Genomic DNA, 22,526 nt, shown 5'->3' with positions numbered 1-22,526 from the left:
CGGATGCCCGTACGGCGCGTGAGCTGACGCGCTGACCGCAAGGGACAGCCGCCCCTCCTGACCGATGCGACAGCTCGGTTGGAGGGGCGGCTTTCTGCTGTGGAGGGGGACCGATGACGGTGGGCTCCAAGGCCCTGTCCGGCGGTACTGGAGGGGGCGAGGTCACCCGAGTGGACGAACGGGAGGGCGGCTGACGTGCGGATACACCGGTCGGCTTCCAAGGTGGGGTAAGGCCCGTACACCGGCAGCCCCTGATGCCGCCGAGCAGCGTGTGTTCCCTGTCCGCGGGGCCTTTCCCATCGACAACGCACGCGGGCCGGTCGCCCGCCGGATCGGATGACGGCTGTGACGACTTCGCCCTTCGGGTCCGGTGACCCGTTCTCGGACCTGTTCAACCGCTTCTTCGGCACCAGTCCGGCGGCCTCACCGCCGGCGGTCCAGCGGGTGCCCATCGGGCGCCTGCTCAGCGATGCCGCGCAGGAGCTTCTGGCGACGGCCGGCGGGCGTGCCGCCGAGGACGGGGCCGATCTGGACACCGTGCACCTTCTGTGGGCCGCCGCCCAGGCCGACCCGGGCCGCCGTCTGCTGGCGCAAGCAGGTGCCGATCCCGACGCGCTGGTGGCGCAGGTGGAGCAGTCGCTGCCGGCCGGTGACGGGGTGGAGGAACCGCGGCTGACTCCGGCGGCGAAGCGGGCCCTGCTCAGGGCCCACGCCAAGTCCCAGGAGGCGGGTGCGTCCTACATCGGGCCTGAGCACATCCTGGCGGCGGTCGTGGAGGACCCCTCGTCCGGTGCGGCCGGGATGCTGGGCCCGGAGGGTGCCGGAGCCCGCCGCGACCGCGGGGGCCCGGGCGGGGCCGGTGGCGGTTCGGCGGGCGGCGGGTCCAGTGCGACGCCCACGCTGGACGAGTACGGCCGCGACCTTACGGAAGAGGCCCGCGCGGGACGGTTGGACCCGGTGGTGGGGCGGGCCCAGGAGATCGAGCAGACGGTGGAGATCCTCTCCCGGCGTTCGAAGAACAACCCGGTGCTGCTGGGGGACCCGGGGGTCGGCAAGACCGCCATCGTGGAGGGCCTGGCGCAGCGCGTGGTGTCCGGCGATGTGCCCAAGACCCTGCGGGACCGGCGGGTGGTCGCCTTGGACCTGCCGGGACTGGTGGCCGGTTCGAAGTACCGCGGAGAGTTCGAGGAGCGCCTGAAAAAGGTCATCGACGAAGTCACCGAGGCGCAGGAAAGCATCATCCTGTTCATCGACGAGATCCACACGGTCGTCGGCGCCGGTGGCGGCGGCGAGGGGGCCATGGACGCGGGCAACATCCTCAAACCCGCCCTGGCGCGCGGCGATCTCAGTCTGGTCGGCGCCACGACGCTGGAGGAGTACCGCAAGAACATCGAGAAGGACGCCGCGCTCGAACGCCGTTTCCAGCCCGTGATCGTGCCGGAGCCCACGGTCGACGAGACCGTGGAGATTCTTCAGGGCCTGCGCGACGCCTACGAGGCCCATCACGGCGTGCGCTTCACCGACGCGGCGCTGGAGAGCGCGGCGGTCCTCTCCGACCGCTACATCACCGACCGGTTCCTGCCCGACAAGGCCATCGACCTGCTGGACCAGGCAGGGGCCCGGGTGGCGCTGCGCGGCGGCGGTGACAGCCCCGAGGCGGACGAGGTCCAGGACGAACTGACCCGGCTGAACCGGGAGAAGGACGAGGCCGTCCACAACGAGGACTACGACCGGGCCGCCGGGCTCAAGAGACAGATCGACGAGACGCAGGAGAGGCTTTCGGGCCTGGACGGTGAGCGGGCACCGGTGGCAGAGGTCACCGAGGAGGACATCGCCGAAGTCGTCTCCCGGCGCACCGGAATCCCGGTCGCCCAGCTGACGGCCACCGAGCGCGAACGCCTGATCCGGCTGGAGGAGACCCTGCACGCGCGGGTGGTCGGCCAGGACGAGGCGGTCACCGCGGTGGCGCAGGCCGTGCGGCGGGGCCGTGCGGGGATGGGCGACCCCGACCGTCCCACCGGCAGCTTCCTCTTCCTCGGGCCCACCGGCGTCGGCAAGACCGAACTCGCCAAGGCCATCGCCGAGATCCTCTTCGGCCAGGAGGACCGGCTGATCCGCTTCGACATGAGCGAGTTCCAGGAGCGCCACACCGTCTCCCGCCTCGTCGGCTCGCCTCCCGGGTACGTGGGCTACGACGAAGCCGGGCAGCTCACCGAGGCGGTCCGTCGCAAGCCGTACAGCGTGCTGCTGTTCGACGAGGTGGAGAAGGCGCACCCGGACGTCTTCAACCTGCTGCTCCAGGTCCTCGACGACGGCCGGCTGACCGACGCGCAGGGCCGTACGGTCGACTTCCGCCACACGGTCGTCATCATGACCAGCAACCTCGCCTCACAGCTCATCCTGAACCACCACGGCGCCGTGGACGAGATCCGCGACGACCTGATGGCCGAGCTGCGCAGCCATTTCCGCCCCGAATTCCTCAACCGCATCGACGAGGTGGTCGTCTTCCACGCGCTCACCCGGGAAAACCTCGTGCGGATCGTCGACCTGCTGCTGGAGCGCAGTCGCCGCAGGCTGCACGCGCAGCAGGTCGGTCTCCAGGTGACCGAGCGCGCCAAGGAATGGCTCGCGGAGCAGGGCTATCAACCGGAGTTCGGTGCCAGGCCGTTGCGCCGCACCATTCAGACGGAGCTCGACAACCGGCTGTCCAACATGCTGCTGGACGGCCAGGTGGGCCCCGGCGACACCGTTACCTGCGACGTGCGGGACGGCCGGCTGGAGTGCAAGGTCACCCCCGGCAGCCGGGAGGAGAGCGCCGAACCGGCCACAACGGGCTGACCACGGCCGGCCCGTGCCGGCCGCTACGTCAGGGCGCCAACGCGCTCCGCGCCAAATCGCGTAGCCAGATGTGTGCGGGGTCGGTGTCGTAGCGCTGATGCCATGACAGGTACACCGCGGCCGACGGCAGTTCGAACGGCAGGGGGAGCACGGTCAGACCGAGGGCCGTGGCCGTTGCGCGCGTCGTCGATTCCGGGGCTGTGACGAGGAGATCGGAGTCGCGGACGAACTCCAAGGCGGTGCTTTCGGTGGGCGCGGTCGCCACTACCCGGCGGGTGAGACCGAGCCGCGCGAGAGCGTCGTCGAGGGCGTTGCCGAGCCTGCCGCGCCGCGAGACGGTGATGTGCTCGGCCGCGGCGTACTGCGCGGCGGTGACGGCCCTGACCCGGGTGAGCGGGTGGCCCTGCCGCACGACGATGACGTGCTGGCTCTCGGCCACCCGGTCGGCGCGGATGTCGGGTGCGGTCGGGCGGTCCGCGTTCGCCTCCAGGTCGACCTCGCCGCGACGCAGCTCGGGGGTGTCGACGCTCGATTCCGCGAGGAAACGCAGACGCACGCCCGGCGCCTGCTCGCGTACGGCCGCGAGAAGCGCGGGGCCACCGAGTGCGACGAGTGAATCGTGCCAGCGGAGGGTGAAGGTGCGCTCCAGCGTCGTGAGGTCGAGTTCGCGGCTCGGTGCCAGCACGCCCTGGACCTGCTGCAGCAGCTCGTGCACCTGTTCCCGGACGGCGATCGCGTACGGCGTCGGGGTCATCGTGCGCCCGGTACGCACCAGGATCTGATCCCCTGTCGTGCGCCGGATCCGGCCGAGGCTTCGGCTCATCGCGGGGGCGGTGACGTGCAGGCGCTCAGCGGCGCCGGCCACGCTGCCCTCCTCCAACAGCGCATCGAGCGCGGCGAGCAGGTTCAGATCCAATTGCATGAGAGTCATGCTAGCCGTGCTTTACATGCACTTGTAGTTAATGGTCGCCCCTCCTACCTTCGAGATGCGGGCGCGAAAGGAACACAGTCCTCGCCCGGTCCGCCTCATCCCCCTTCTCAACTGGGAGCACCGCCATGCCCGAATCGACGCAGAGCACCCCAAGCGCCGCACCCGCCGGTTCCGCGTCCGACGCCGACCTGCTCGCGCAGACCGCGATCGCCGTGCGCGCGGCGGCTTCGGTGCTACGGGAGCGGTTCGGCGACGTGGTCCGCCACCGGACCCGCGAAGAGCTGATGCGCGCGCTCGCCGCCAACGACGACGCGGCCCTCGGCGTCCTGCGCCCCCGCCTCACCCTCCTGCGCCCGGACGCCCGCTTCGTGGAGGACGAGCTGGCGGGCGGTGCCCTGCCCCCCGGCGAATGGTGGGTTCTGGATCCGGCCGAAGGCAACGTCAACCACCTGCACGCGCTGCCGGAATGGGCGGTCACCGCCACGCTCGTACGCGACAACCAGCCGGTACTCACCGCGGTGCACCTGCCGTTGACCGGGGAGACCTACACCGCGCTCGCCGGCGCCGGCGCCCGGCTCGACGGCCGCCCGCTGCACGTGTCCCGGACCACGGACCTCGGCTTGAGCCTCGTGGCCACGAGCCAGGCCAGGCCGGACGAGGACGAGAAGGTCGTGCGGCGCATCGGCTCCTCGATCACGGCGATGCTCTTCGACGCGCTCGTGGTGCGGACCTCCGTGCCCGCCACCCTGCACCTGCTGAACGTGGCCGCCGGCCGGATCGACGCCTTCTGGCAGTTCGCCGGGGCCCGCGCCGACCTGCTTCCCGGAGCGCTGCTCGTCGCCGAGGCCGGCGGACGGATATCCGACGCCGAGGGCCGCCCCTGGACCCCGCTGAGCGAGAGCTTCCTGGCCGCCGCGCCCGGCGTGCACACCGAAGCCGTCACCACGCTCTCCCGCTGACTCCCACGAGAACCACAGACACCGGAAGGACCACATCGGCATGACCACGATCGCTGTTCTCGGAAACGGCCGCGTCGGCGGCAGCCTCGCCCGAGCCCTCACCGGGGCCGGACACGAGGTGACCGTGGCGGACCGCTCACCGGGCTCTGCCGCCGACGCCGCCCGCACAGCGCGGATCGTCATCAACGCCACCCCGGGCGCCGGATCGCTGGAGCGGCTCGTCGCACTGCGCGAGGAACTGCGCGGCAAGATTCTCGTGGACGTCTCCAACGCCACCGTCGACGGACCGGACGGCCTGCCGGCCGCCCTGCTCCACCCCGGCTCAAGCCTCGCGGAGCACCTCCAAGAAGCCCTCCCCGGCACACGCGTCGTCAAGACGCTCAACACGATGCTCTACCCGGTGATGACCGCACCCGCCGCGCTCACGCAGCCACCGACCGCCTTCCTCTCCGGCGAGGACCCGAAGGCCAAGCAGGTCGTACGCGGGCTTCTCGCCGACCTCGGCTGGCAGCAGGAGTGGATCACGGACCTCGGCGGAATCGAGACCGCGCGGGCCACCGAGGCCGCCGTCCTGTTCGTGCCGCATGTGATCCGATCGGGCGGATTCGCGCCCTTCGCCATCTCGATCACCCGCTGAAAGTCCGAGGCAACACCTGCGCACGCCTCAGCCGGTATCGGTCCCGGCACGGCCGTCGCCGGCAGGCCCCGCCGCGAACCCGTCCGTTGCCTCGAACGCCATGCGGCCCGAAAGGACTTGCACCCGGTCGAACACCCACCGCCAGGCCCCCGCTACAGGCCCCCTCAAGACATGTGGGAGCGTGAGCAGGTGAGTGAGACGACGGTGAAGACCCTGCAATACCGCTCTGACGGGCCGGAAGACGCACCTTGTCTGGTTTTGGGTGCGGCGCTCGGGACGACCTGGCACATGTGGGATCGGCAGGTACCCGAGCTGACCCGGCACTGGCGCGTCGTCCGGTTCGATCTGCCGGGGCATGGCGGCTCGCCCGCGTATCCGGCGTCCTCTGTTGCCGAGCTGGCCGACCGGCTGGTGGCCACGCTCGATGTGCTGGGGGTGGAACGTTTCGGGTATGTGGGGTGTTCCATCGGTGGTGCCATCGGTGCGCAGCTGGCGCTCACCCGGCCGCAGCGGGTCACCTCGCTCGCGCTCGTGTCCTCCTCGCCGCGGTACGGGACCGCGGACGCCTGGCGGCAGCGGGGTGTGGTGATCCGTACGAACGGGCTGGACCCGATCGCCCGCACCTCGCCCGAGCGCTGGTTCACCCCGGGCTTCGCGGGGGCCCAGCCCGCCATCGTGGAGTGGGCCGTCCAGATGGTGCGCACCACCGACCCGGGCTGCTACATCGCGGCCTGTGAGGCGATGGCCGCCTTCGACGTCCGCTCCTCGCTCCAGCGGATCGGCGTGCCCACCCTCGTCGTCGTCGGCTCCGAGGACCAGGTCACCCCGACCACCGATGCCCGCACCCTGGTGGCGGGCATTCCGGACGCGAGTCTCGCGCTGGTTCCCGGTACGTCCCACCTGGCGCCGGTCGAGCAGCCTGCCGCCGTGACCGAGCTGCTCATCCGGCATTTCACGGCCGCCTGGCACGACAAGCTGGGTGCCACCGGTCAGACGGCGATCGGCGCTGCCGCCCCCAAGCCGGTGCCGGCGGCCGCGCCGCCGCCTCCGGCCATGACGCCCGCGGCGATCGAGTCCGGCCTCAGGCAGCCGGAGGCGGTGCGGGGCGGTGCGTACGAGCAGGGGATCAAGGTCAGGCGCGAAGTGCTCGGCGACGCGCATGTGGACCGGGTGGAGGAGACGACGGATGACTTCACCGGGGACTTTCAGGAGTTCATCACCCGGTACGGGTGGGGGGAGGTGTGGACGCGCCCCGGGCTGGACCGGCGTACGCGCAGCATCATCACGCTCACGGCGCTGGTCGCCGGCGGTCATCGGGACGAGCTGGCGCTGCACACCCGCGCCGCGCTGCGCAACGGGCTGACGCCCACGGAGATCAAGGAAGTGCTGCTGCACACGGCGGTGTACTGCGGTGTGCCCGCCGCGAACGCGGCTTTCGGCGTGGCGCAGCGTGTCATACGGGAGGAGACCACCCCGCAGGGGTGACGGCCGGCGCCCGCCTCCCGCTGCGGCCCTCCAAGGGCTCCGCGCGGCAAGATGGGAAGCATGGAACTCACGAAGAAGACCCATGCCTGCGTCCGGCTGGAGAAGGACGGGCAGGTGCTCGTCATCGATCCCGGTGTCTTCAGCGAGCGGGACGCGGCGGTCGGCGCCGACGCCATCCTGATCACCCACGAGCACATGGACCACTTCGACGAGGAGCGGCTGCGCGCGGGCATGGAGGCCCACCGCGGCGCCGAGATCTGGACCCTGGCCAGCGTCGCCGAGCAGATCTCCGCGGCCTTTCCGGGGCGGGTGCACACGGTCGGTGAGGGGGACACATTCACGGCGGCCGGTTTCGACGTGGAGGTGCACGGACAGATGCACGCCGTCATTCACCCGGACATTCCGCGCATCACGAATGTCGGTTACTTGATTACCACTGAGGATGATGGCGGCACCGTCTTCCACCCGGGCGACGCGCTCACCGTTCCCCAGGGGCGTACGGTCGATACGCTGCTGCTGCCGGTGCACGCGCCCTGGAACAAGGTCGCCGAGGTCATCGACTACGTCCGCGAGGTCCGGCCGCGCCGCGCCATCGACGTGCACGACAGCCTGCTCCAGGACCATGCCCGCCCGGTCTACGACGGCATGATCGACAAGCTGGGCGGCACCGACCACGGCCGCCTCGCACCCGGTGAGTGCACCGCGCTGAACTGAGATACAGTGCCCGGCCCCGGCCGGGCCGGGCACGGACCCCGACTGTCACACCCCCGCTGTAGGTTTACGGACATGCGCATCGCGACCTGGAACGTCAATTCGATCACCGCCCGCCTCCCGAGGCTGCTGGCCTGGCTGGAGAACACCGGCACGGACGTGCTGTGCGTCCAGGAGACCAAGTGCTCGGACGAGCAGTTCCCGTACGACCAGCTGCGCGAGCTGGGCTACGAGGCCGCCGTGAACGCCACCGGCCGGTGGAACGGCGTCGCGCTGCTGTCCAAGGTGGGCCTGGAGGACGTCACCCCCGGTCTGGCCGGCGGCCCGGACTACGAAGGGGTGCAGGAGCCCCGCGCCGTCTCCGCGACCTGCGGCCCGGTCCGCGTCTGGTCGGTGTACGTGCCCAACGGCCGCGAGATCGACCACGCCCACTTCGCCTACAAGCTCCAGTGGTTCGAGGCGCTGAAGGCGGCCGTCGCCGAGGACGCGGCCGGTTCCCGGCCCTTCGCGGTCCTCGGCGACTTCAATGTTGCGCCGACCGATGACGACGTGTGGGACACCTCCGTCTTCGAGGGCATGACGCATGTGACGCCCGCCGAGCGGGCCGCCCTGGCCGCTCTGCGCGAGGCCGGTCTGTCGGACGTGGTGCCGCGCCCCCTGAAGTACGACAAGCCGTTCACCTACTGGGACTACCGCCAGCTCTGCTTCCCGAAGAACAAGGGCATGCGCATCGACCTGGTCTACGGAAACGAGCCGTTCTCCAAGGCCGTCTCGGACGCCTATGTGGACCGCGAGGAGCGCAAGGGCAAGGGCGCCTCGGACCACGCGCCGGTGGTGGTGGATCTGGACGTCTGAGCCGACGGAAGGGCCCGCCCCGTCAACGCCCGCCCGGCACCAGCGCCCGCAGGTGCACCGACTCCCCGAGCGCCCGCATGCCCGCGTCGCCGGGGTGCAGATGGTCGCCGCTGTCGTACGCGGGCAGCAGCCGCTGCGGGTGCCGCGGGTCGCGGAGCACCGCGTCGAAGTCCAGTACGGCGTCGAAAACCGCGCCGCGCGCCCGGAGGGCGGCGTTCACGGCGGTGCGCCGTTCCTCGACGGCCGCCGTGCAGTCCGGGAAGCCGCCGCACGGCGCGATGGTCGCGGCCACCACCCGTAGCCCGCGCTCGTGCGCGCGCCGGGCGAGGGACCGCAGTCCCGCCACGACCTCGTGCGCCGGGGTGCCGGTCCGTACGTCGTTGACGCCCTCGAAGAGCACGACCGTACGGACCGAGGGCCGCGCCAGCACATCCCGCTCCAGCCGGTGCTGTGCGCTGACCCCGCTGACGTCGGCGCTCACGCCGTCACCCGGATAGCGGTCGGTGACGACCCGGTTCCCCGCGATGCCGCTGTTGACCACGCCGTAGCGGGGGAGTGCGTGCTGGGCCTGGAAACGGCGGGCCAGTACGTCCGGCCAGCGCCGGTTGGCGCCCGCCGTCGAGCCCTGGCCGTCGGTGATGGAGTCCCCGAGTGCCACGACCGTTCCCGGGCCGTCCGCGACCTCCACCCCGGTCAGGAACGGCCAGGCGGTCAGCGTTCCGGGGTACGCCGCGGCACCGGTGTCACCCGTACGGTCGCCGCTGCCCGGTGCGCTCACGTACGAGACCTGCTCGGACCGCCCGTGCATCGGCGCTGTCGTCACCGTGCCCGGCAGATACAGGCTGACCAGCAGGTTCCGGCCCGCAGGTACGCGCAGGCGGAGCGGATCGCTGTACGTTTCGGCGCCGGCCGGGACCCGGGTGCCGCGCTGTCCGCCGAACGTCAGCGGTACGGGTGTGCGGGCGGCTCCCGCGCCGCCGCCCGCGCCCTGCACGGCCACGCTCGCCGCCCCGAAGTCCACCGGCGCCGCCGCGAAGGTGTTCGCCAGCCGGACCCGCACCCGCGGCCCGCCCGCGCCGCTGTGCACGACCAGGCGCAGTGTTCGGCCGCCCCACGGCCCGGCCTTCGCGTACCCTCCCGTGCTCGCGCCCCAACTGCCGGTCCAACCGGCGCCGTTGTCGCGTACCGCCACCGCGAACACGTGCAGATCGGCGCCCGGCCCCGGGTCCCGGGGCAGTACGACGGCGGCCACCTCGCGCCCGCGCACCACCGGCACGCTCACCGCGTACAGCCGTGCCCGCTCCGCCCGTTGGCCGCCCGGCGTGTTGATGTGCGGCAGCGCGACCGCCTTGGTGCTCAGCGGGCCCGTACGCCAGTCCGGCGCGGTCAGCCGGTACGTGCTGCGCGACCCGTCCCGATAGCGGACCGTGCCGGTGCCGCTCACCGTGCCGCCCGTGGCCGCGACCAGCAACGACACCGCGTCACCGCGCCCGCTCAGCCGTACGGTCTGGCCGTCGGCCCGTAGGTTGTCCGGCCGGCCCGCGGCGGTGCGCGGCCACCGCAGCCGGGCCGCGTCGAGGGTCAGGACCCGGCCCGGCGTCCAGCCCGCCGCGTCGAGGTCCCGCGTGGACAGGGAGTTGCCCGCGCCGTCGAAGTCCGCCGACGCCGGGTCGCTCGGCTGGCTGATGGCCCGGTTGTCGAAGAGGCGCTCCAACGGCACCGGTTCAGCGAGCCGTTGTGGCGGCGTCGCCAGGGCGGCCGTGGTGCACAGGGCGAGCGAGAGGGCCGGGGCGAGTATCGCGCCCCATAGTCGTACGCGCATACGGGCAGTCCTTCCACGGGTGCCGGGAACGGGTACGGGACCGGCCGGAACCGGTGGCCGGGCGCGGTGATCCGGCCACCGGCCTGCCGCGCGCCTGTGGCGGGCGCCCCGGCCCGGGTGGGACGCTACGCCCATGAACATGTCTTTCCTGGACAAGTGGCGCAAGCGGCCGGAAGCGAGCCCCGCTGTGGTGGACGACCCCGAAGGCGCGGCCCAGCTCCTGGCGGAGTGCGAGCTGCTGCGTGCCCAGGCCCAGACCGAAGGCGTGGAACTGGACGATTCGGTGCACTCGTTGGAGGCGCTGGACCAGCTGCGCCCCGCCTGGCGCGACGACCCCGAGGTGGTGACCTGGCTCGGCAACGACGCGGGCTTCTACCTGGGCACGGTGCTGGTGCGGACGGTGCCCGGCGCCAGCTGGAAGGTGTGGCCGAGCGGCGAGCCGGTGGTCCGGCTGGCGTCCGGCCGGGAGGTGGACGTGGTGACCGCGGGCCGGGACTGGGCGGCCACCGGAGCGCCCGAACTGTGCCAGCTCTACGCGGAGGCCGCCGAGAGCTGACGGCCCGTGCCCGGTCCGCCGGAACACGGACGCCGGCCCCGGCGCGACCGTCCGGAGCCCGCCTGCCCGAAGCCCGACCGCCCGACCCCGGCTACACGAACCCGATGTCGTACGCGAGCCGCCACCGGTCGGCCCGTACGACGATGTCCGAGGTCTCCACGGCCCGCCCGTCCGCGTCGAAGTGGGTGCGCTCCACGACCGTGACGCACTGCCCGGGGGAGCAGCCCAGCGTCTCCGCCTCGGCGCTGGAAGCGGGCCGCGAGCCCACCCGCTCCTCGGCGCGCACCACCCGGATGCCGATGGCCGCCATGCGCCCCCTTACGCCCCGACGCGCGTAGGGCCCGCACTCCGGGAAGACCACGTCCGTGCCCTCGGTGATGGCGAGCGGCTCCCAGCTCGTGGCGAGTTGCACCGGCTGCCGGTTGGCGAGGTACTCGTACACCGACCGGATGACGCCGGTGCCCGGCACGATGCACAGCCGCCGCGCGACCCGGTCGGACGCCGCGGCCGCCGTCGAGGACGCCTCCCAGGTCAGTGGCGCGCCGTCGGGCGAGCCCTCCAGCGCGATGCGGGCGGCGAACGGGGAGTCCACGGCGCCCGTGGAGCGCAGCAAGGTGCCTATCGGCGCCCGGTCGGTCACGAAGACCCCGCGCCCGAACTGGCCCTCGGCGTAGCCGGCGGCCTTCAGGACGCGGACCGCCCGGTCCACCGTCTGGTCGCTGGCCTCGTACGTCCGCTTCAGCTCGGAGCGGGACGGGATGCGCGCACCGACGGGCAGCGCGCCCTCGTCGATCTGGCGGCGCAGGTCGTCGGCGATGCGCTGGAAGACAGGCCGGTTGTCACCCATGCCCCACAGGCTAGGTACGCAGGCAGGCTCTGTGTACCTAGGGAAGCGCGGTGCGCCAGGGTCCCGCCCGGCCGCTCCGTACCCGGCGCTCCCGGGATTCCGTACCCGGCACGCGTGGGCATTTTCTCCGGTAATCGGGGATTGTCGTGGCATCTGTGCGTGTCAGCGGAGAAGGCCCGGTTTCGTGCGGGTAGGTTGCGGTGTCCTGGCTGGACGGATGAGAGTGAGCAGGGCTGCACATGGCCGGTGATGCGCTGATCGAGCTGCGCGGGGTCAACAAGCACTACGGGAAACTGCATGTCCTCCAGGACATCGATCTCACCGTCGGCCGCGGCGAGGTGGTGGTCGTCATCGGGCCCTCCGGCTCCGGCAAGTCCACCCTGTGCCGCACCATCAACCGCCTCGAACCGATCGGGTCCGGCACCATCACCCTGGACGGCCACCCGCTCCCCGAGGAGGGGCGGGAACTGGCCAGGCTGCGCGCCGAAGTCGGCATGGTCTTCCAGTCCTTCAACCTGTTCGCGCACAAGAGCGTGCTGGCCAATGTGATGCTCGCGCCGGTCAAGGTCCGGGGGCGCAAGAAGGAGGACGCCGAGCGGCGGGCCCGCCAACTCCTGGAGCGGGTGGGCCTCGCGGCGCACGCCGACAAGTACCCGGCGCAGCTCTCCGGCGGCCAGCAGCAGCGGGTGGCCATCGCCCGCGCGCTCGCCATGGAGCCGCAGGCGCTGCTCTTCGACGAGCCGACCTCCGCCCTCGACCCGGAGATGATCAACGAGGTGCTGGAGGTCATGCAGCAGCTCGCGCAGGAGGGCATGACGATGGTCGTCGTCACCCATGAGATGGGTTTCGCGCGCTCGGCCGCCAACCGGGTCGTCTTCATGGCCGACGGCCGGATCGTCGAGGACCGCACGCCGGAGGAGTTCTTCACCGCGCCCGAGAGCGACCGCGCCAAGGACTTCCTCTCCAAGATCCTCAAGCACTGACCGGGGGCGCCGCCATGCACCAGACCCGAACCGCCCTCGCGGCGCTCGTGCTGACCGCCGTCGCGCTGCTGGCCGCCGCCTGCGGCAAGTCCGGCAGCCCGCCCGTCAAAGGCCCCAAGGGCAGCCAGCTGCCCCGCTACACGACCGCCACGGGCTTCCGGCTGCCCGGCTCCGCGACCTGGGAGAAGGCCAGGAGCCGCGGTCGGCTGGTGGTCGGCGCGAAGGAGGACCAGCCCTACATGGGCGAGCGTGACCCGGCCTCCGGCACGTACACCGGCTTCGACATCGAGATCGCCAGGATGCTGTCCGCCTCCCTCGGCTTCGACCCGAAGACCATCCAGTTCAAGACGATCTCCTCCGCCAACCGCGAGACCGCCCTGCAGAACGGACAGATCGACTACTACGTCGGCACCTACACCATCAACGCCAAGCGCAAGCAGCAGGTGGGTTTCGCCGGGCCGTACTACATGGCGGGGCAGGGCCTGCTCGTGCGCAAGGACCAGAAGGGCATCGACGGCCCCGGTGACCTGGCGGGCAGGAAGGTCTGCTCGGCGGCAGGTTCCACGCCGTACCAGCGCATCCAGTCCGACTACCCGAAGGCCGACCTGGTCGCCTACGACACGTACTCGGTGTGCGTCGACAACCTGCTCACCTATCAGGTCGATGCCGTCACGACCGACGACGCGATCCTCATGGGCTACGCCGCGAAGGTGCCCGACGAGCTGAAGCTGGCCGGCAGGCCGTTCTCCCAGGAGCCGTACGGCATCGGCGTGCCGCGCGGGGACACCGCGCTGCGCTTCGCGCTGGACGACGCGCTCGCCGCGCACGAGAAGAACGGCGACTGGAAGAAGGCGTACGACGCGACGCTGGGCCTGTCCGGTGTCCCCGCTCCGAAGCCGCCCGCCATCGACCGCTACCCGGCGAGCTGAGGACGGACCGCCCATGAACGTGCTCCTGGACAACTTCTCCCGCTACGGGGAGGGCCTGCTCGGCACCGTCGAACTGACCGTCTTCGCCTCGCTCCTGGCGCTCGCCGTTGGCGTGGTGATGGCAGCCTTCCGGGTGGCGCCGGTCGGCTCGCTGCGGGTGTTCGGCACCGTGTGGGTGATGGTGCTGCGCAACACCCCGCTGACGCTGCTGTTCTTCGCGGTGCTGCTCGGCCTGCCGCGCTTCGGCGTCGTGCTGCCCTTCAAGGTCTTCGCCGTACTGGCGCTGGGCTGCTACACCTCCGCCTTCATCTGCGAGGCGGTGCGCTCGGGCATCAACACCGTTCCGGTGGGGCAGGGCGAGGCGGCGCGCAGCCTGGGCATGACCTTCTCGCAGACGCTGGGCGGCGTGGTGCTGCCGCAGGCGTTCCGTACCGTCATCCCGCCCGTCGGCTCCACGCTCATCGCGCTCGCCAAGAACTCCGCGATCGCCGGCTCCTTCAGCGTCGTCGAACTCCTCGGCACCTACAAGACGCTCAACGAACTGGGCTACAGCATCGTCTGGACCTTCGTCTGGATCGCCGTCGGCTATCTGATCGTGACCCTGACCATCAGCGCGCTGTTCAACGTGCTGGAAAAGCGCTGGGGGGTTCCCCGATGACCACCACCGCCCTCTACGACGTCCCCGGACCGCAGACCCGGCGCCGGCACCGGATCTACGGGGTGGCGGCGACCGTGGTGATCCTCGCCATCCTCGCCTGGGCCGTGTACCTGCTCATCGACACCGGCCAGTTCAGCGCGCGCAAGTGGACACCGTTCGCGTACAAGGGCATCCAGGAACTGCTGCTCGAAGGGCTGGGCAACACGCTCAAGGCGTTCGCGATCGCGGCGGTGCTCTCCCTCGTCCTGGGCGCGGTGCTCGCCGCCGGACGGCTCTCGGACCACGCGCCGGTCCGCTGGGTGAGCACGCTGCTGGTGGAGTTCTTCCGGGCGATGCCCGTACTGGTCATGATCTTCTTCATCTACGTGGCGCTCAAGGCCGAGCCGCTGTACGCGCTGGTCGCCGGGTTGACGCTGTACAACGGCTCGGTGCTGGCCGAGGTGTTCCGGGCCGGCGTCCACTCGGTAGACCGCGGGCAGCGGGAGGCCGCGTACGCGCTGGGCATGCGCAAGACGCAGGTCATGACGTACGTCCTGGTGCCGCAGGCGGTCCGCGCCATGCTGCCCACGATCATCAGCCAGCTGGTGGTCGCCCTGAAGGACACCTCGCTCGGCTTCCTGATCACCTACGAGGAGTTCCTGCACGCCGGCAAGCTGATCGCCTCCAACCTGGACTACGACCTGCCGTTCATCCCGGTCGTCCTGATCATCTCGCCGATCTACATCGGCATGTGCATGCTGCTGTCGTGGTGCGCGTACCGGGTCGCCCAGCGGCAGCGCAGGAGCCCGAAGACGGAGGCGGTGGACGTGAACGCGCCGGAGCCGGGGACGCTGCTGCCGGGGGCGGGGCAACAGCACTGACGCCCCCGGCCACCGGCGCTCAGTCGCGTACCGGCACCGACAGCCACGACGGATCGTCCGCCGGGGAGGAGAAGGTCAGCTTCGCGCCGGACGGGTTGTGCTCGATGTAGAGCGGGTCCACGGAGTCCACGACCACCGCCAGCCGGTGGCCCGCCGGAACGTCGTACGCCGTCGAGAACAGCTCCAGGTCCACGCCGAACGGCTTGTCCGGGGCCTTGCCGTGGAACGTGAACGGCGCGTGCGAGACCAGCTTGCCGACGCCCAGCGGCCCGACGTCGTACAGGTAGGCGATGCCGGTGCCGCTCTCGGCGGTGCTGGTCACGGTGGTGTGCAGCTTCGCCGTACCGCGTACGTGCTGGGCGGAGGTGTAGCGCTCCGACTGCCACACGGCCGCGGCCGAGCGCGGCAGCAGCGGGATCGAGGCCATCGGCGGCAGCCGGAAGAACTGGTCCAGCAGGCTGGAGAGGAAGACCGTGCCGCCGTTGGCGCCGGAATCGCGGTCGGTACGGATCTGCTGCGTGCCGTTCAGCGCGATCCTCCGGTTCGCCGAGGGCACGTCCTTCCAGCTCTTGTAGCCCTCGTAGGCGCCGGTGGAGCGGGACTTCAGCTGTACGGGTGCCTCCCGGTCCACGCCGTTGTCGGCGCCCTTCAGATAGTGGTCGAACCAGCGCTTCGTGTGGTCCCAGGTGTCGTTGGGCAGGCCGAGCAGGCCCAGGCCCTCGGCGGTGGCGTGGTCACCGGGCCGGAACTCCAGCCGCTTGGGCCCCTTGAGCTTCTCGTAGAAGTCGGCGTACTGGTTGGGCGGGAAGAGCGAGTCGCCCCAGGCGTTGCCCAGCATGATGGCCGCGCCGTTGGCGTTGATCCGGTCGAGGTAGGTGACCGGCGACCGCTTGGCGCCCCACTTGAGCATGTCGCCTTCCTTGGCCAGATTGGAGGCCAGGAAGTCCTTGAGGATGGTCTTCAACTCCGGGCTGGGGCGCCCGGTGAGCGCACCGGCACCGCCCAGCAGGACGGCCGCCTGCTGATGCTGGGTGCGCCCGCTGTAGATCGAGTCGATCAGGTCGGCCCAGCCGCTCAGCGCCGCGACCGCCTTGATCCGCTTGTCGAAGGCCGAGGCCAGCAGGCTGATCCCGGCCCCGTACGACACCCCGCCCATGCCCACCTTGCCCGGGTCGGCCGGGGTATGGGCGAGCGCCCAGTCGATGACCTTGGAGGCGTCGGCGATGTCCGGGGGGCCGGCCGTCTCGATCTGCCCGCCGGACTGCCAGAAGCCGCGGGAGTTGTAGCCGACCACCACATACCCGGCGTCGGCGAGCTTCTTGGCCTGCACGACGTACTCGATCTGCGGCATGCCCCAGCTGGTGGGCAGCACGATCAGCGGGTAGCGGCGGCCGGGCGCGGCGTCGCCCGGCGTGAAGACGTTGGCCTTCAGGGTGATGCCGCCGTCGCCCTGGATGTCGACGAACTTCACGTCGGGGAACCGCGCCGCGACGTCCCGTGGTGCCGTGGCGCCGCTCCGCGCGCCGCTTGCGGGTGCGGACGCCGCGGAGTTCGCGGCGGGGGCGCCCGCGAGGGTGGAGGTGGCGAGCACGGCCGCGGAGACGGTGCCGACGGCGGTGCGCAGCGTGGGACGTGAGGGCGACATCTACTGCTCCAGGTGCTTCAGGAGGGGGGCTGAAGTGACTGGAGAGTAAGGTGCCGTGCTTACCGGAGGTAACCCATCGGTAGGTTACGGATGGGTAACGCGGAGATGTCCGGGTGCGGGGCGGTGCGCCCGGCCGGCGGGCCGGGCGCATGCCGTCCTCACAGGCCCAGGTCCGGCCCGAACACCTCGTAGTGGATGTCCGCCGCCGCTACGCCCGCCTCCAGGAGCTGGGCGCGGGCGGCCTTCATGAAGGGCACCGGGCCGCAGAGGTAGGCGATGGTGCCGGCCGGGACCTCGACCCGGCTCAGGTCGATCAGGCCCTCGTGGAAGGTGATCGCCTCGCCGGTGCCCTCGCGGTCCCCGCCGTCCTCCGGCCGCTCGTACCAGACCTCCGCCGTGGCGTTGTCCAGCTTCTCCGTCAGCTGCCGCAGTTCGGCGCGGAAGGCGTGGGTGTACGGGGAACGGTCGGCGTGCACCGAGACGACGCGCCGGGCGGAGCCGTCGGCGGCGAGCCGGGACAGCATGCCGATCATGGGCGTGCAGCCGATGCCCGCCGACGCGAACAGCAGCGGGCGGTCGCCCTCGTCCAGCACCACGTCACCGAACGGCGCGCTCACCCGCAGGACTTCGCCGCCCTGCACGTGGTCGTGCAGGTGGTTGGAGACCTCACCGGCGGGTGAGCCCGCCGCGTCGCCGGTGACCCGCTTCACGGAGAACTGCAGGCCGGCGTCCGGCTGGCCCGACAGGCTGTACTGCCGTATCTGGCGGGCCCCGTCGGGGAGTTCGACCTGTACGGAGACGTACTGGCCGGGCCGGGACGCCGGGAGCGGGCGCCCGTCCACCGGCTGTACGACGAAGGTGGCCACGTCGTCGGTCTCCTGGAACCGGCCGGTCACGCGGTACTCGCGCCACACGTCACCGCCCGGCGTCCCCGCCGCCGTGTACAGCCGCTCCTCCAGCGTGATGAGGGCGTTCGCCATCAGCCAGTACACCTCGTCCCAGGCCGCCGCCACCTCTTCGGTGACCGCGTCGCCGAGCACCTCGGCGATGGCCGCGAACAGGTGCTCGCGCACGATCGGGTACTGGTCGGCGCGCACGCCGAGCGAGGCGTGCTTGTGCGCGATGCGCTCCAGCATCGCGTCGGGGCGCTCGTCCGGGTGCTCCACGAGGTACGTCGCGAAGGTGGCGATGGAGCCCGCGAGCGCCTGGCGCTGGCTGCCGTTGGCCTGGTTGCCGCGGTTGAACAGGTCGCGCAGCAGCTCGGGGTGGGCGGCGAACATCTTGTCGTAGAAGAGCGGGGTGATCTCGCCGATGGCCGACCCGACGGCGGGGAGGGTGGCGCGGACGGTCTCGGCGGACTTGGTCGACAGCATCGGGTGCTCCGGTTCGTGTTCTCGATATGTGCTGGTCTTGCGTTGTGCCGGCCCGGTGGCCGGGCGGTGCGACGCCGCGGTGAAAACTGGCATCTCAGATTCGTATTTCACTGCGAGCGTACGAGCGGGGGTGGCGGCACAATAGGGCCGTTCAGCCCTCCGGCCGGGGCGACAGGCTCAGCAGCAGCGGGCCGGTCGGGGTATCCACCAGGTCCTCGATGGACAGCGGGTCGAGCGCGGCGAAGAACGCCTCCTGAGCGGTGCGCAGCGCACCGCGCAGCCGGCAGGCCGCGCGCAGCGGACAGGGCGGATCGTCCTCGCAGCCCACCACGTCACCGACCCCCTCCAGCTCGCGGACCAGGCGCCCGAGGGAGCCGGTACGGCCCGCCTCGGTCAGCGACAGCCCGCCGTTGCGGCCCCGCCGGGCCTCCACGACGCCGAGGTGCTGGAGTCTGCTCACCACCTTGGCGGCATGGGTGTACGGCACCTGGACCGCACCGGCCACCTCCCGGGTGGTCGGCGCGTCCTCCCGGTGGTCGAGGACCGCCAGCCGCATGGCGATGCGGAGCGCGATGTCGGTGCTCTTCGTCAGGCGCACAAGCACACCGTACTGAATTGGAGTATGTGATGCCAATTTGGATGGGGCGGGCGGGGACGGGCGTACCGGACACGGCGGACGGGTCGGGCGGTCAGGAGGAACCGCCCGCGCGGCTGCGTGCGCCACGGGGTACGCGTGGACACATGGTGACCGACGTCGAATGGGCCGCGTTCTTCCCGGCGGCCGTACTCCTGGCCGCCACCCCCGGGGCCAACCAACTCCTGGCACTCCGCAACGGCCTGCGGCACGGCCCACGGGCGGCCGTCGGCGCCTCACTGGGCCGGTTCGGCGCGTTCGCGCTGATGGTGGCGGCGGTGGCGGCCGGACTGGGAGCACTGCTGACCGCGTCAGAGGTGGCGTTCAGCGTCGTCAAATGGGGCGGAGTGGCGTACTTGGCCTGGCTGGGGGTGCGGACGGTGGCCACGGCGGGTCGGGGGGTCGGCGAGGAGCGGCGCGGAAGCCGGGCCGAGGGAGCGGTCGCACAGGACAGGAGCGGGGCCGGTGGCGCGGCTCCGCAGGGCAAGGATCGGTCCAGTGGCGCGGCCCCTGCCCTGCGGGGTCGACAACCCGTATCCGCGCGCCGCTTGGCCCGCCAGGAGTTCATCGTCGCCGCGGCCAACCCGAAAGCGCTGATCCTCTTCACCGTCTTCCTCCCGCAATTCCTCTCCCGCGACGCCGCCCATGTCGTCCTCCCGCTGTGCGCCCTGGGAGCGGCCTACATCGCCGTCGAATTCTGCTGCGCCTGCGGCTACGCCGCCCTGGGCGGACGGCTGAAGGCCCTCGGCATCACCCGGCGGGTACGACGGCGGCTGGACGCGGCGACGGGGGCCGGGATGCTGGGGCTGGCGGGGTGGTTGGCTACGGAGGAGCGGTGAAGGCGGGGCGTACTGGCCAAAGTTGTCCCGGATCTCCGCTGCGACCAGCGGAGATGTGATCTGGTTAAATCCGCCGTTGCTAGGGTTTGCCCGATCACCAGCGGGGGGCACACGGTTTCCGTCGGTTCGGGGGAAACAGTGTCCCCTGGGCGCTCTCCGGCTGGTCGGTGTGTTGCCAGGAGGGCACATGACTCTTTCCCCGATACCGAGACGGTCCGGACGGCTGCTGAGCACGGCGGTGGCGGTCGGCCTGGCGGTCACCGCAGGCCCGCTCGCCGTCCCCGCCTCCGCGGCCGCGCCGGCGGCCCCCGCGGCCTTCGCCGCCCCCGCCTCCGCCGCCTCGGTGGGCAAGCTCGCGCCGGGCTCCCGGATCGTGAGCGCGGGCACCACCGGGTACCTCTCCGCGGACCCGCAGGGCAAGGTGGTGTGGACGCGTTACGCGGACGGCAGCACCACACAGCTGGCCCAGGACAAGGCCGATTACGGATTCGGGACGGAGCACGGCACGGCGTCCGACGTCGTCGCGCTCGGCGACGACCCGGTCATGGGCGCCTCCAAGAAGATCACCCTGCGCGACATGGCCACGGGGAAGTCCACGTTCATCGACCTCACCACGTACGGCTACCACTACATGGGCACCGTGGGCTCCTCGGTGTTCGCGTACAAGCGGGTCGGCAAGGACGAGAAGGACGAGGAGGTGCACCTGCTCGCCGCCGAGGGCGAGCAGGTGACCGACCGGGTGGTCACCGGCTTGCCCGGTCACTCGAACGACTTCCACCTGGAAGCGGGAGGCTCCGGTAAGGCCGTGGTCCGCTGCGGGCGGGGATACGGTGAGTTCTTCGACTACGTCGTGGTCGACCTGGCCACGGCCAAGGTTGTCACCGGCCGTAGCCTGGCGAGCGGTTACACCGCCGGTGCCGCCGTGTCCGCCAAGCACCTCGCGGTGAGCGGCTCGGTGCTCGACCCGCGCGCCGAACTGGAAACGGTGGAGCTGGCCGGCGACGGCAAGCGGTGGAGCACCGCGCTCCAGGGCATGGTGACCCCGGACGTCGGTCTGGTCGGCGACTGGGCGGTCTACGGGGAGAAGCGTAAGACCGCCGAGTACTCCCGGGACCCCTCCGTACGCGCTATGCCGGTCGGCGGCGGCACCGACCGCAAGGTGCTCGACCATTTCGAAAGCCTCACTCCCACGCCGGACGGCGCCCTGCTGATGACGGGCGGCACCGCGGAACAGGGCGAGGGCCTGTACCGGATCTCCGCGGGGGCCGACGGCGCGCCGGTAGCGCAGCTGGTCGCGAGCACCGGTGAGCCGACGAAGGTCACGCTCACCGACGCGCAGGTACCGGCGGTGGCCGACCTGTCCAAGGGCCACTGGAAGCCGCGCTGGCAGCTGTCCCGCCGCAACGTCGAGGTCACCATCACCCTGCGGCACCAGGCGTCCGGCGCCGAGCGCGAGTTCACCGTGCGCCCCGGCGACGCGGGCCCGAGCCACAGCGGCCCCGGCTGGGTCGACTTCGACTGGGACGGCGTGTTCGGCGACTGGTTGGACAAGCCGGCCGCGCCCAACGGCGACTACACCTGGAAGTTCAGCGCCAAGCCGCTCAACAACCTGGGTCCGGTCCTGGAGAAGAGCGGCACGTTCAAGGTGACGCGCAAGCCCGCCCCGCACGACTACACCGACAACGGCACGCCGGACCTGCTGCTCCGCGGATCGAGCACGCTCTCGCTCATGGACACCTTCCGTGACGGCGGGAAGCTCAAGGGCACGCAGAGCAAGGAGGTCGGTACCGGCTGGGGCGACTACAACCAGGTCACCGCCGTCGGTGATGTGGCCGGCGCGTCGGGCGGCGACATCGTGGCGCGGGACAAGGACGGGGTGCTGTGGCTGTACCTGGGCAAGGGTGACGGCACCTTCAGCGACCGCGCGAAGATCGGCGCGGGCTGGGAGATGTACGACCGGATCACGGGCGGCGGGGACATCGACGGCGACGGCCGCGGCGACCTGCTGGCCCGCGACTCCGCCGGTGTGCTCTGGTTCTACAAGGGCACGGGCGACTGGCGGGTGCCGTTCGCGCCGCGGGTCAAGGCCGGTACCGGCTGGAACATGTACAACGAGATCACCTCGGTCGGCGATGTGGCCGGCGGCCCCGGCGGCGACCTGGTGGCCCGCGATCCGGACGGTGTCCTGTGGCTGTACCTGGGGTACGGCAACGGTACGTTCGCGGACCGGGTGAAGATCGGCGCGGGCTGGGACGCCTACCCCCAGATGGTCGGCATCGGTGACGCGAACGCCGACGGCAAGGCCGATCTCTTCGTCACCACGAAGGACCGTATGACGTACGTCTACCACGGCACCGGTGACTGGCGGGCGCCGTTCGCCCCGCGTGAGACCACCGGCATCGAGCTGTGGAGCTGGGACACGCTGTCCTGAAATCCGGGGGTGGGACCGGCGCGGACCGGTCCCACCCCCGGCCTCCGGCCCGGGCGGCCTACTTCTTCCGCCGCTCCCGCCACTCGCTCACCACGCGCTCCACATCGAACGGCTCCACCCCCAACGGCGGCCCCGGCGGCGGCTGCCGGACCGCTTCCTCGATCTTCGCGTTGATCTCGCCGATGATGCGCCGGACCGCGCGCTCCGACGGTGCCCGCGCCGCGGCTTCCAGGGCGTCTTCGGCCTCTTTGCGGAGGGCGAGGGTGGGTGGGAGGAAGCTCAGGTTTTCGCGGTTCATCTTTTCCTTGACCCACCACATGGCGTCGTACGGCTTGTCGAGGCCGGTCAGGGGCTTGCCGAAGCCGGGCAGGGCGGTGAAGTCGCCGCGTTCGGTGGCCTCGCGGATCTGGCGGTCGGTCCAGGTCTCGAAGTCGACACCGGGGGGCTTGCGTTCGGTCATCACGTGCTCCCTGGGGCGTGGGGTCGGCCGGTCGCCCGGGCCCCGGCACGCCGGAGCCGTTGGTCACAGGATT

Annotated in this window: 20 protein-coding genes; 13 read left to right on the top strand and 7 right to left on the bottom strand. The window is 71.4% G+C overall.

Annotated features, from left to right (window positions below; all coding sequences use genetic code 11):
- Positions 1 to 336 precede the first annotated feature (336 nt).
- On the top strand, positions 337 to 2,838 hold the full coding sequence (locus CP984_RS07480) for an ATP-dependent Clp protease ATP-binding subunit (protein ID WP_043978883.1): 2,502 nt from the start codon (positions 337 to 339) through the stop codon (positions 2,836 to 2,838).
- 28 nt (positions 2,839 to 2,866) lie between these two features.
- Here the strand turns inward: CP984_RS07480 and CP984_RS07475 are convergent, their stop codons facing one another.
- Entirely contained in the window at positions 2,867 to 3,760 is an 894-nt protein-coding gene (locus CP984_RS07475) for a LysR family transcriptional regulator (RefSeq protein WP_003982635.1), read from the bottom strand.
- A gap of 134 nt (positions 3,761 to 3,894) precedes the next feature.
- Between CP984_RS07475 and CP984_RS07470 the strand changes: the two genes are divergently transcribed.
- From CP984_RS07470 to CP984_RS07450, 5 genes are all read left to right on the top strand, one after another.
- Positions 3,895 to 4,728, top strand: coding sequence for an inositol monophosphatase family protein (locus CP984_RS07470; protein ID WP_003982634.1), 834 nt, complete (start codon positions 3,895 to 3,897; stop codon positions 4,726 to 4,728).
- A gap of 40 nt (positions 4,729 to 4,768) precedes the next feature.
- The gene (locus CP984_RS07465; protein ID WP_003982633.1) at positions 4,769 to 5,365 is read left to right on the top strand and encodes an NADPH-dependent F420 reductase; all 597 of its coding nucleotides are present in this window, start codon (positions 4,769 to 4,771) and stop codon (positions 5,363 to 5,365) included.
- 189 nt (positions 5,366 to 5,554) lie between these two features.
- The gene (gene pcaDC, locus CP984_RS07460) at positions 5,555 to 6,850 is read left to right on the top strand and encodes a bifunctional 3-oxoadipate enol-lactonase/4-carboxymuconolactone decarboxylase PcaDC (RefSeq protein WP_003982632.1); all 1,296 of its coding nucleotides are present in this window, start codon (positions 5,555 to 5,557) and stop codon (positions 6,848 to 6,850) included.
- Positions 6,851 to 6,910: 60 nt separating this feature from the next.
- Complete coding sequence (locus tag CP984_RS07455; RefSeq protein ID WP_003982631.1) at positions 6,911 to 7,564, top strand: MBL fold metallo-hydrolase; 654 nt, start codon at positions 6,911 to 6,913, stop codon at positions 7,562 to 7,564.
- Between the two features lie 72 nt (positions 7,565 to 7,636).
- Positions 7,637 to 8,416: an exodeoxyribonuclease III gene (locus CP984_RS07450; protein ID WP_003982630.1), complete on the top strand. Its 780-nt coding sequence runs from the start codon at positions 7,637 to 7,639 to the stop codon at positions 8,414 to 8,416.
- A gap of 22 nt (positions 8,417 to 8,438) precedes the next feature.
- Here CP984_RS07450 and CP984_RS07445 read toward each other — a convergent pair whose 3' ends face one another.
- Positions 8,439 to 10,238, bottom strand: coding sequence for an SGNH/GDSL hydrolase family protein (locus CP984_RS07445; protein WP_003982629.1), 1,800 nt, complete (start codon positions 10,236 to 10,238; stop codon positions 8,439 to 8,441).
- A gap of 133 nt (positions 10,239 to 10,371) precedes the next feature.
- Here CP984_RS07445 and CP984_RS07440 point away from each other — a divergent pair, with 133 nt between their 5' ends.
- Positions 10,372 to 10,794 carry a DUF6278 family protein gene (locus CP984_RS07440; protein WP_003982628.1) on the top strand — a complete coding sequence of 141 codons (423 nt, stop codon included), beginning with the start codon at positions 10,372 to 10,374 and terminating at the stop codon, positions 10,792 to 10,794.
- A gap of 91 nt (positions 10,795 to 10,885) precedes the next feature.
- On the opposite strand, the gene CP984_RS07435 is transcribed toward CP984_RS07440, so the two are convergent.
- Positions 10,886 to 11,641 carry a GntR family transcriptional regulator gene (locus tag CP984_RS07435; RefSeq protein WP_003982627.1) on the bottom strand — a complete coding sequence of 252 codons (756 nt, stop codon included), beginning with the start codon at positions 11,639 to 11,641 and terminating at the stop codon, positions 10,886 to 10,888.
- A gap of 239 nt (positions 11,642 to 11,880) precedes the next feature.
- Here CP984_RS07435 and CP984_RS07430 point away from each other — a divergent pair, with 239 nt between their 5' ends.
- From CP984_RS07430 to CP984_RS07415, 4 genes are read left to right on the top strand one after another with little or no spacing between them, the layout of a single operon-like run.
- Positions 11,881 to 12,624 carry an amino acid ABC transporter ATP-binding protein gene (locus CP984_RS07430; protein ID WP_003982626.1) on the top strand — a complete coding sequence of 248 codons (744 nt, stop codon included), beginning with the start codon at positions 11,881 to 11,883 and terminating at the stop codon, positions 12,622 to 12,624.
- A 14-nt stretch (positions 12,625 to 12,638) separates the two neighbouring features.
- Complete coding sequence (locus CP984_RS07425) at positions 12,639 to 13,553, top strand: glutamate ABC transporter substrate-binding protein (protein ID WP_003982625.1); 915 nt, start codon at positions 12,639 to 12,641, stop codon at positions 13,551 to 13,553.
- Positions 13,554 to 13,566: 13 nt separating this feature from the next.
- Positions 13,567 to 14,211 (top strand): amino acid ABC transporter permease, encoded by a 645-nt coding sequence (locus CP984_RS07420; RefSeq protein WP_003982624.1) that lies wholly within the window; start codon positions 13,567 to 13,569, stop codon positions 14,209 to 14,211.
- On the top strand, positions 14,208 to 15,071 hold the full coding sequence (locus tag CP984_RS07415) for an amino acid ABC transporter permease (protein WP_003982623.1): 864 nt from the start codon (positions 14,208 to 14,210) through the stop codon (positions 15,069 to 15,071). Before CP984_RS07420 ends, CP984_RS07415 begins: the two co-directional genes overlap by 4 nt.
- A 19-nt stretch (positions 15,072 to 15,090) precedes the next feature.
- On the opposite strand, the gene CP984_RS07410 is transcribed toward CP984_RS07415, so the two are convergent.
- The 3 genes from CP984_RS07410 to CP984_RS07400 form a co-directional block, all read right to left on the bottom strand.
- Entirely contained in the window at positions 15,091 to 16,716 is a 1,626-nt protein-coding gene (locus CP984_RS07410; protein WP_003982622.1) for an alpha/beta fold hydrolase, read from the bottom strand.
- A 158-nt stretch (positions 16,717 to 16,874) separates the two neighbouring features.
- A complete protein-coding gene (locus CP984_RS07405; RefSeq protein ID WP_003982621.1) occupies positions 16,875 to 18,089 on the bottom strand; it encodes a globin domain-containing protein in 1,215 nt (404 codons plus the stop codon).
- A 151-nt stretch (positions 18,090 to 18,240) separates the two neighbouring features.
- Positions 18,241 to 18,687 carry an RrF2 family transcriptional regulator gene (locus CP984_RS07400; RefSeq protein WP_003982620.1) on the bottom strand — a complete coding sequence of 149 codons (447 nt, stop codon included), beginning with the start codon at positions 18,685 to 18,687 and terminating at the stop codon, positions 18,241 to 18,243.
- Positions 18,688 to 18,830: 143 nt separating this feature from the next.
- Between CP984_RS07400 and CP984_RS07395 the strand changes: the two genes are divergently transcribed.
- Together CP984_RS07395 and CP984_RS07385 are read left to right on the top strand one after the other, a co-directional pair.
- A complete protein-coding gene (locus CP984_RS07395) occupies positions 18,831 to 19,562 on the top strand; it encodes a LysE family translocator (RefSeq protein ID WP_003982619.1) in 732 nt (243 codons plus the stop codon).
- Between the two features lie 187 nt (positions 19,563 to 19,749).
- The gene (locus tag CP984_RS07385; protein ID WP_043978886.1) at positions 19,750 to 21,993 is read left to right on the top strand and encodes an FG-GAP repeat domain-containing protein; all 2,244 of its coding nucleotides are present in this window, start codon (positions 19,750 to 19,752) and stop codon (positions 21,991 to 21,993) included.
- Between the two features lie 58 nt (positions 21,994 to 22,051).
- Here CP984_RS07385 and CP984_RS07380 read toward each other — a convergent pair whose 3' ends face one another.
- Positions 22,052 to 22,453 (bottom strand): DnaJ family domain-containing protein, encoded by a 402-nt coding sequence (locus CP984_RS07380; RefSeq protein WP_003982003.1) that lies wholly within the window; start codon positions 22,451 to 22,453, stop codon positions 22,052 to 22,054.
- Positions 22,454 to 22,526: the final 73 nt, after the last annotated feature.

Origin of the sequence: Streptomyces rimosus (assembly GCF_008704655.1) — a bacterium.
In the GTDB taxonomy this organism is placed as follows: Bacteria; Actinomycetota; Actinomycetes; order Streptomycetales; family Streptomycetaceae; genus Streptomyces; species Streptomyces rimosus.
This window is presented reverse-complemented; position numbering and strand designations above follow the sequence as displayed.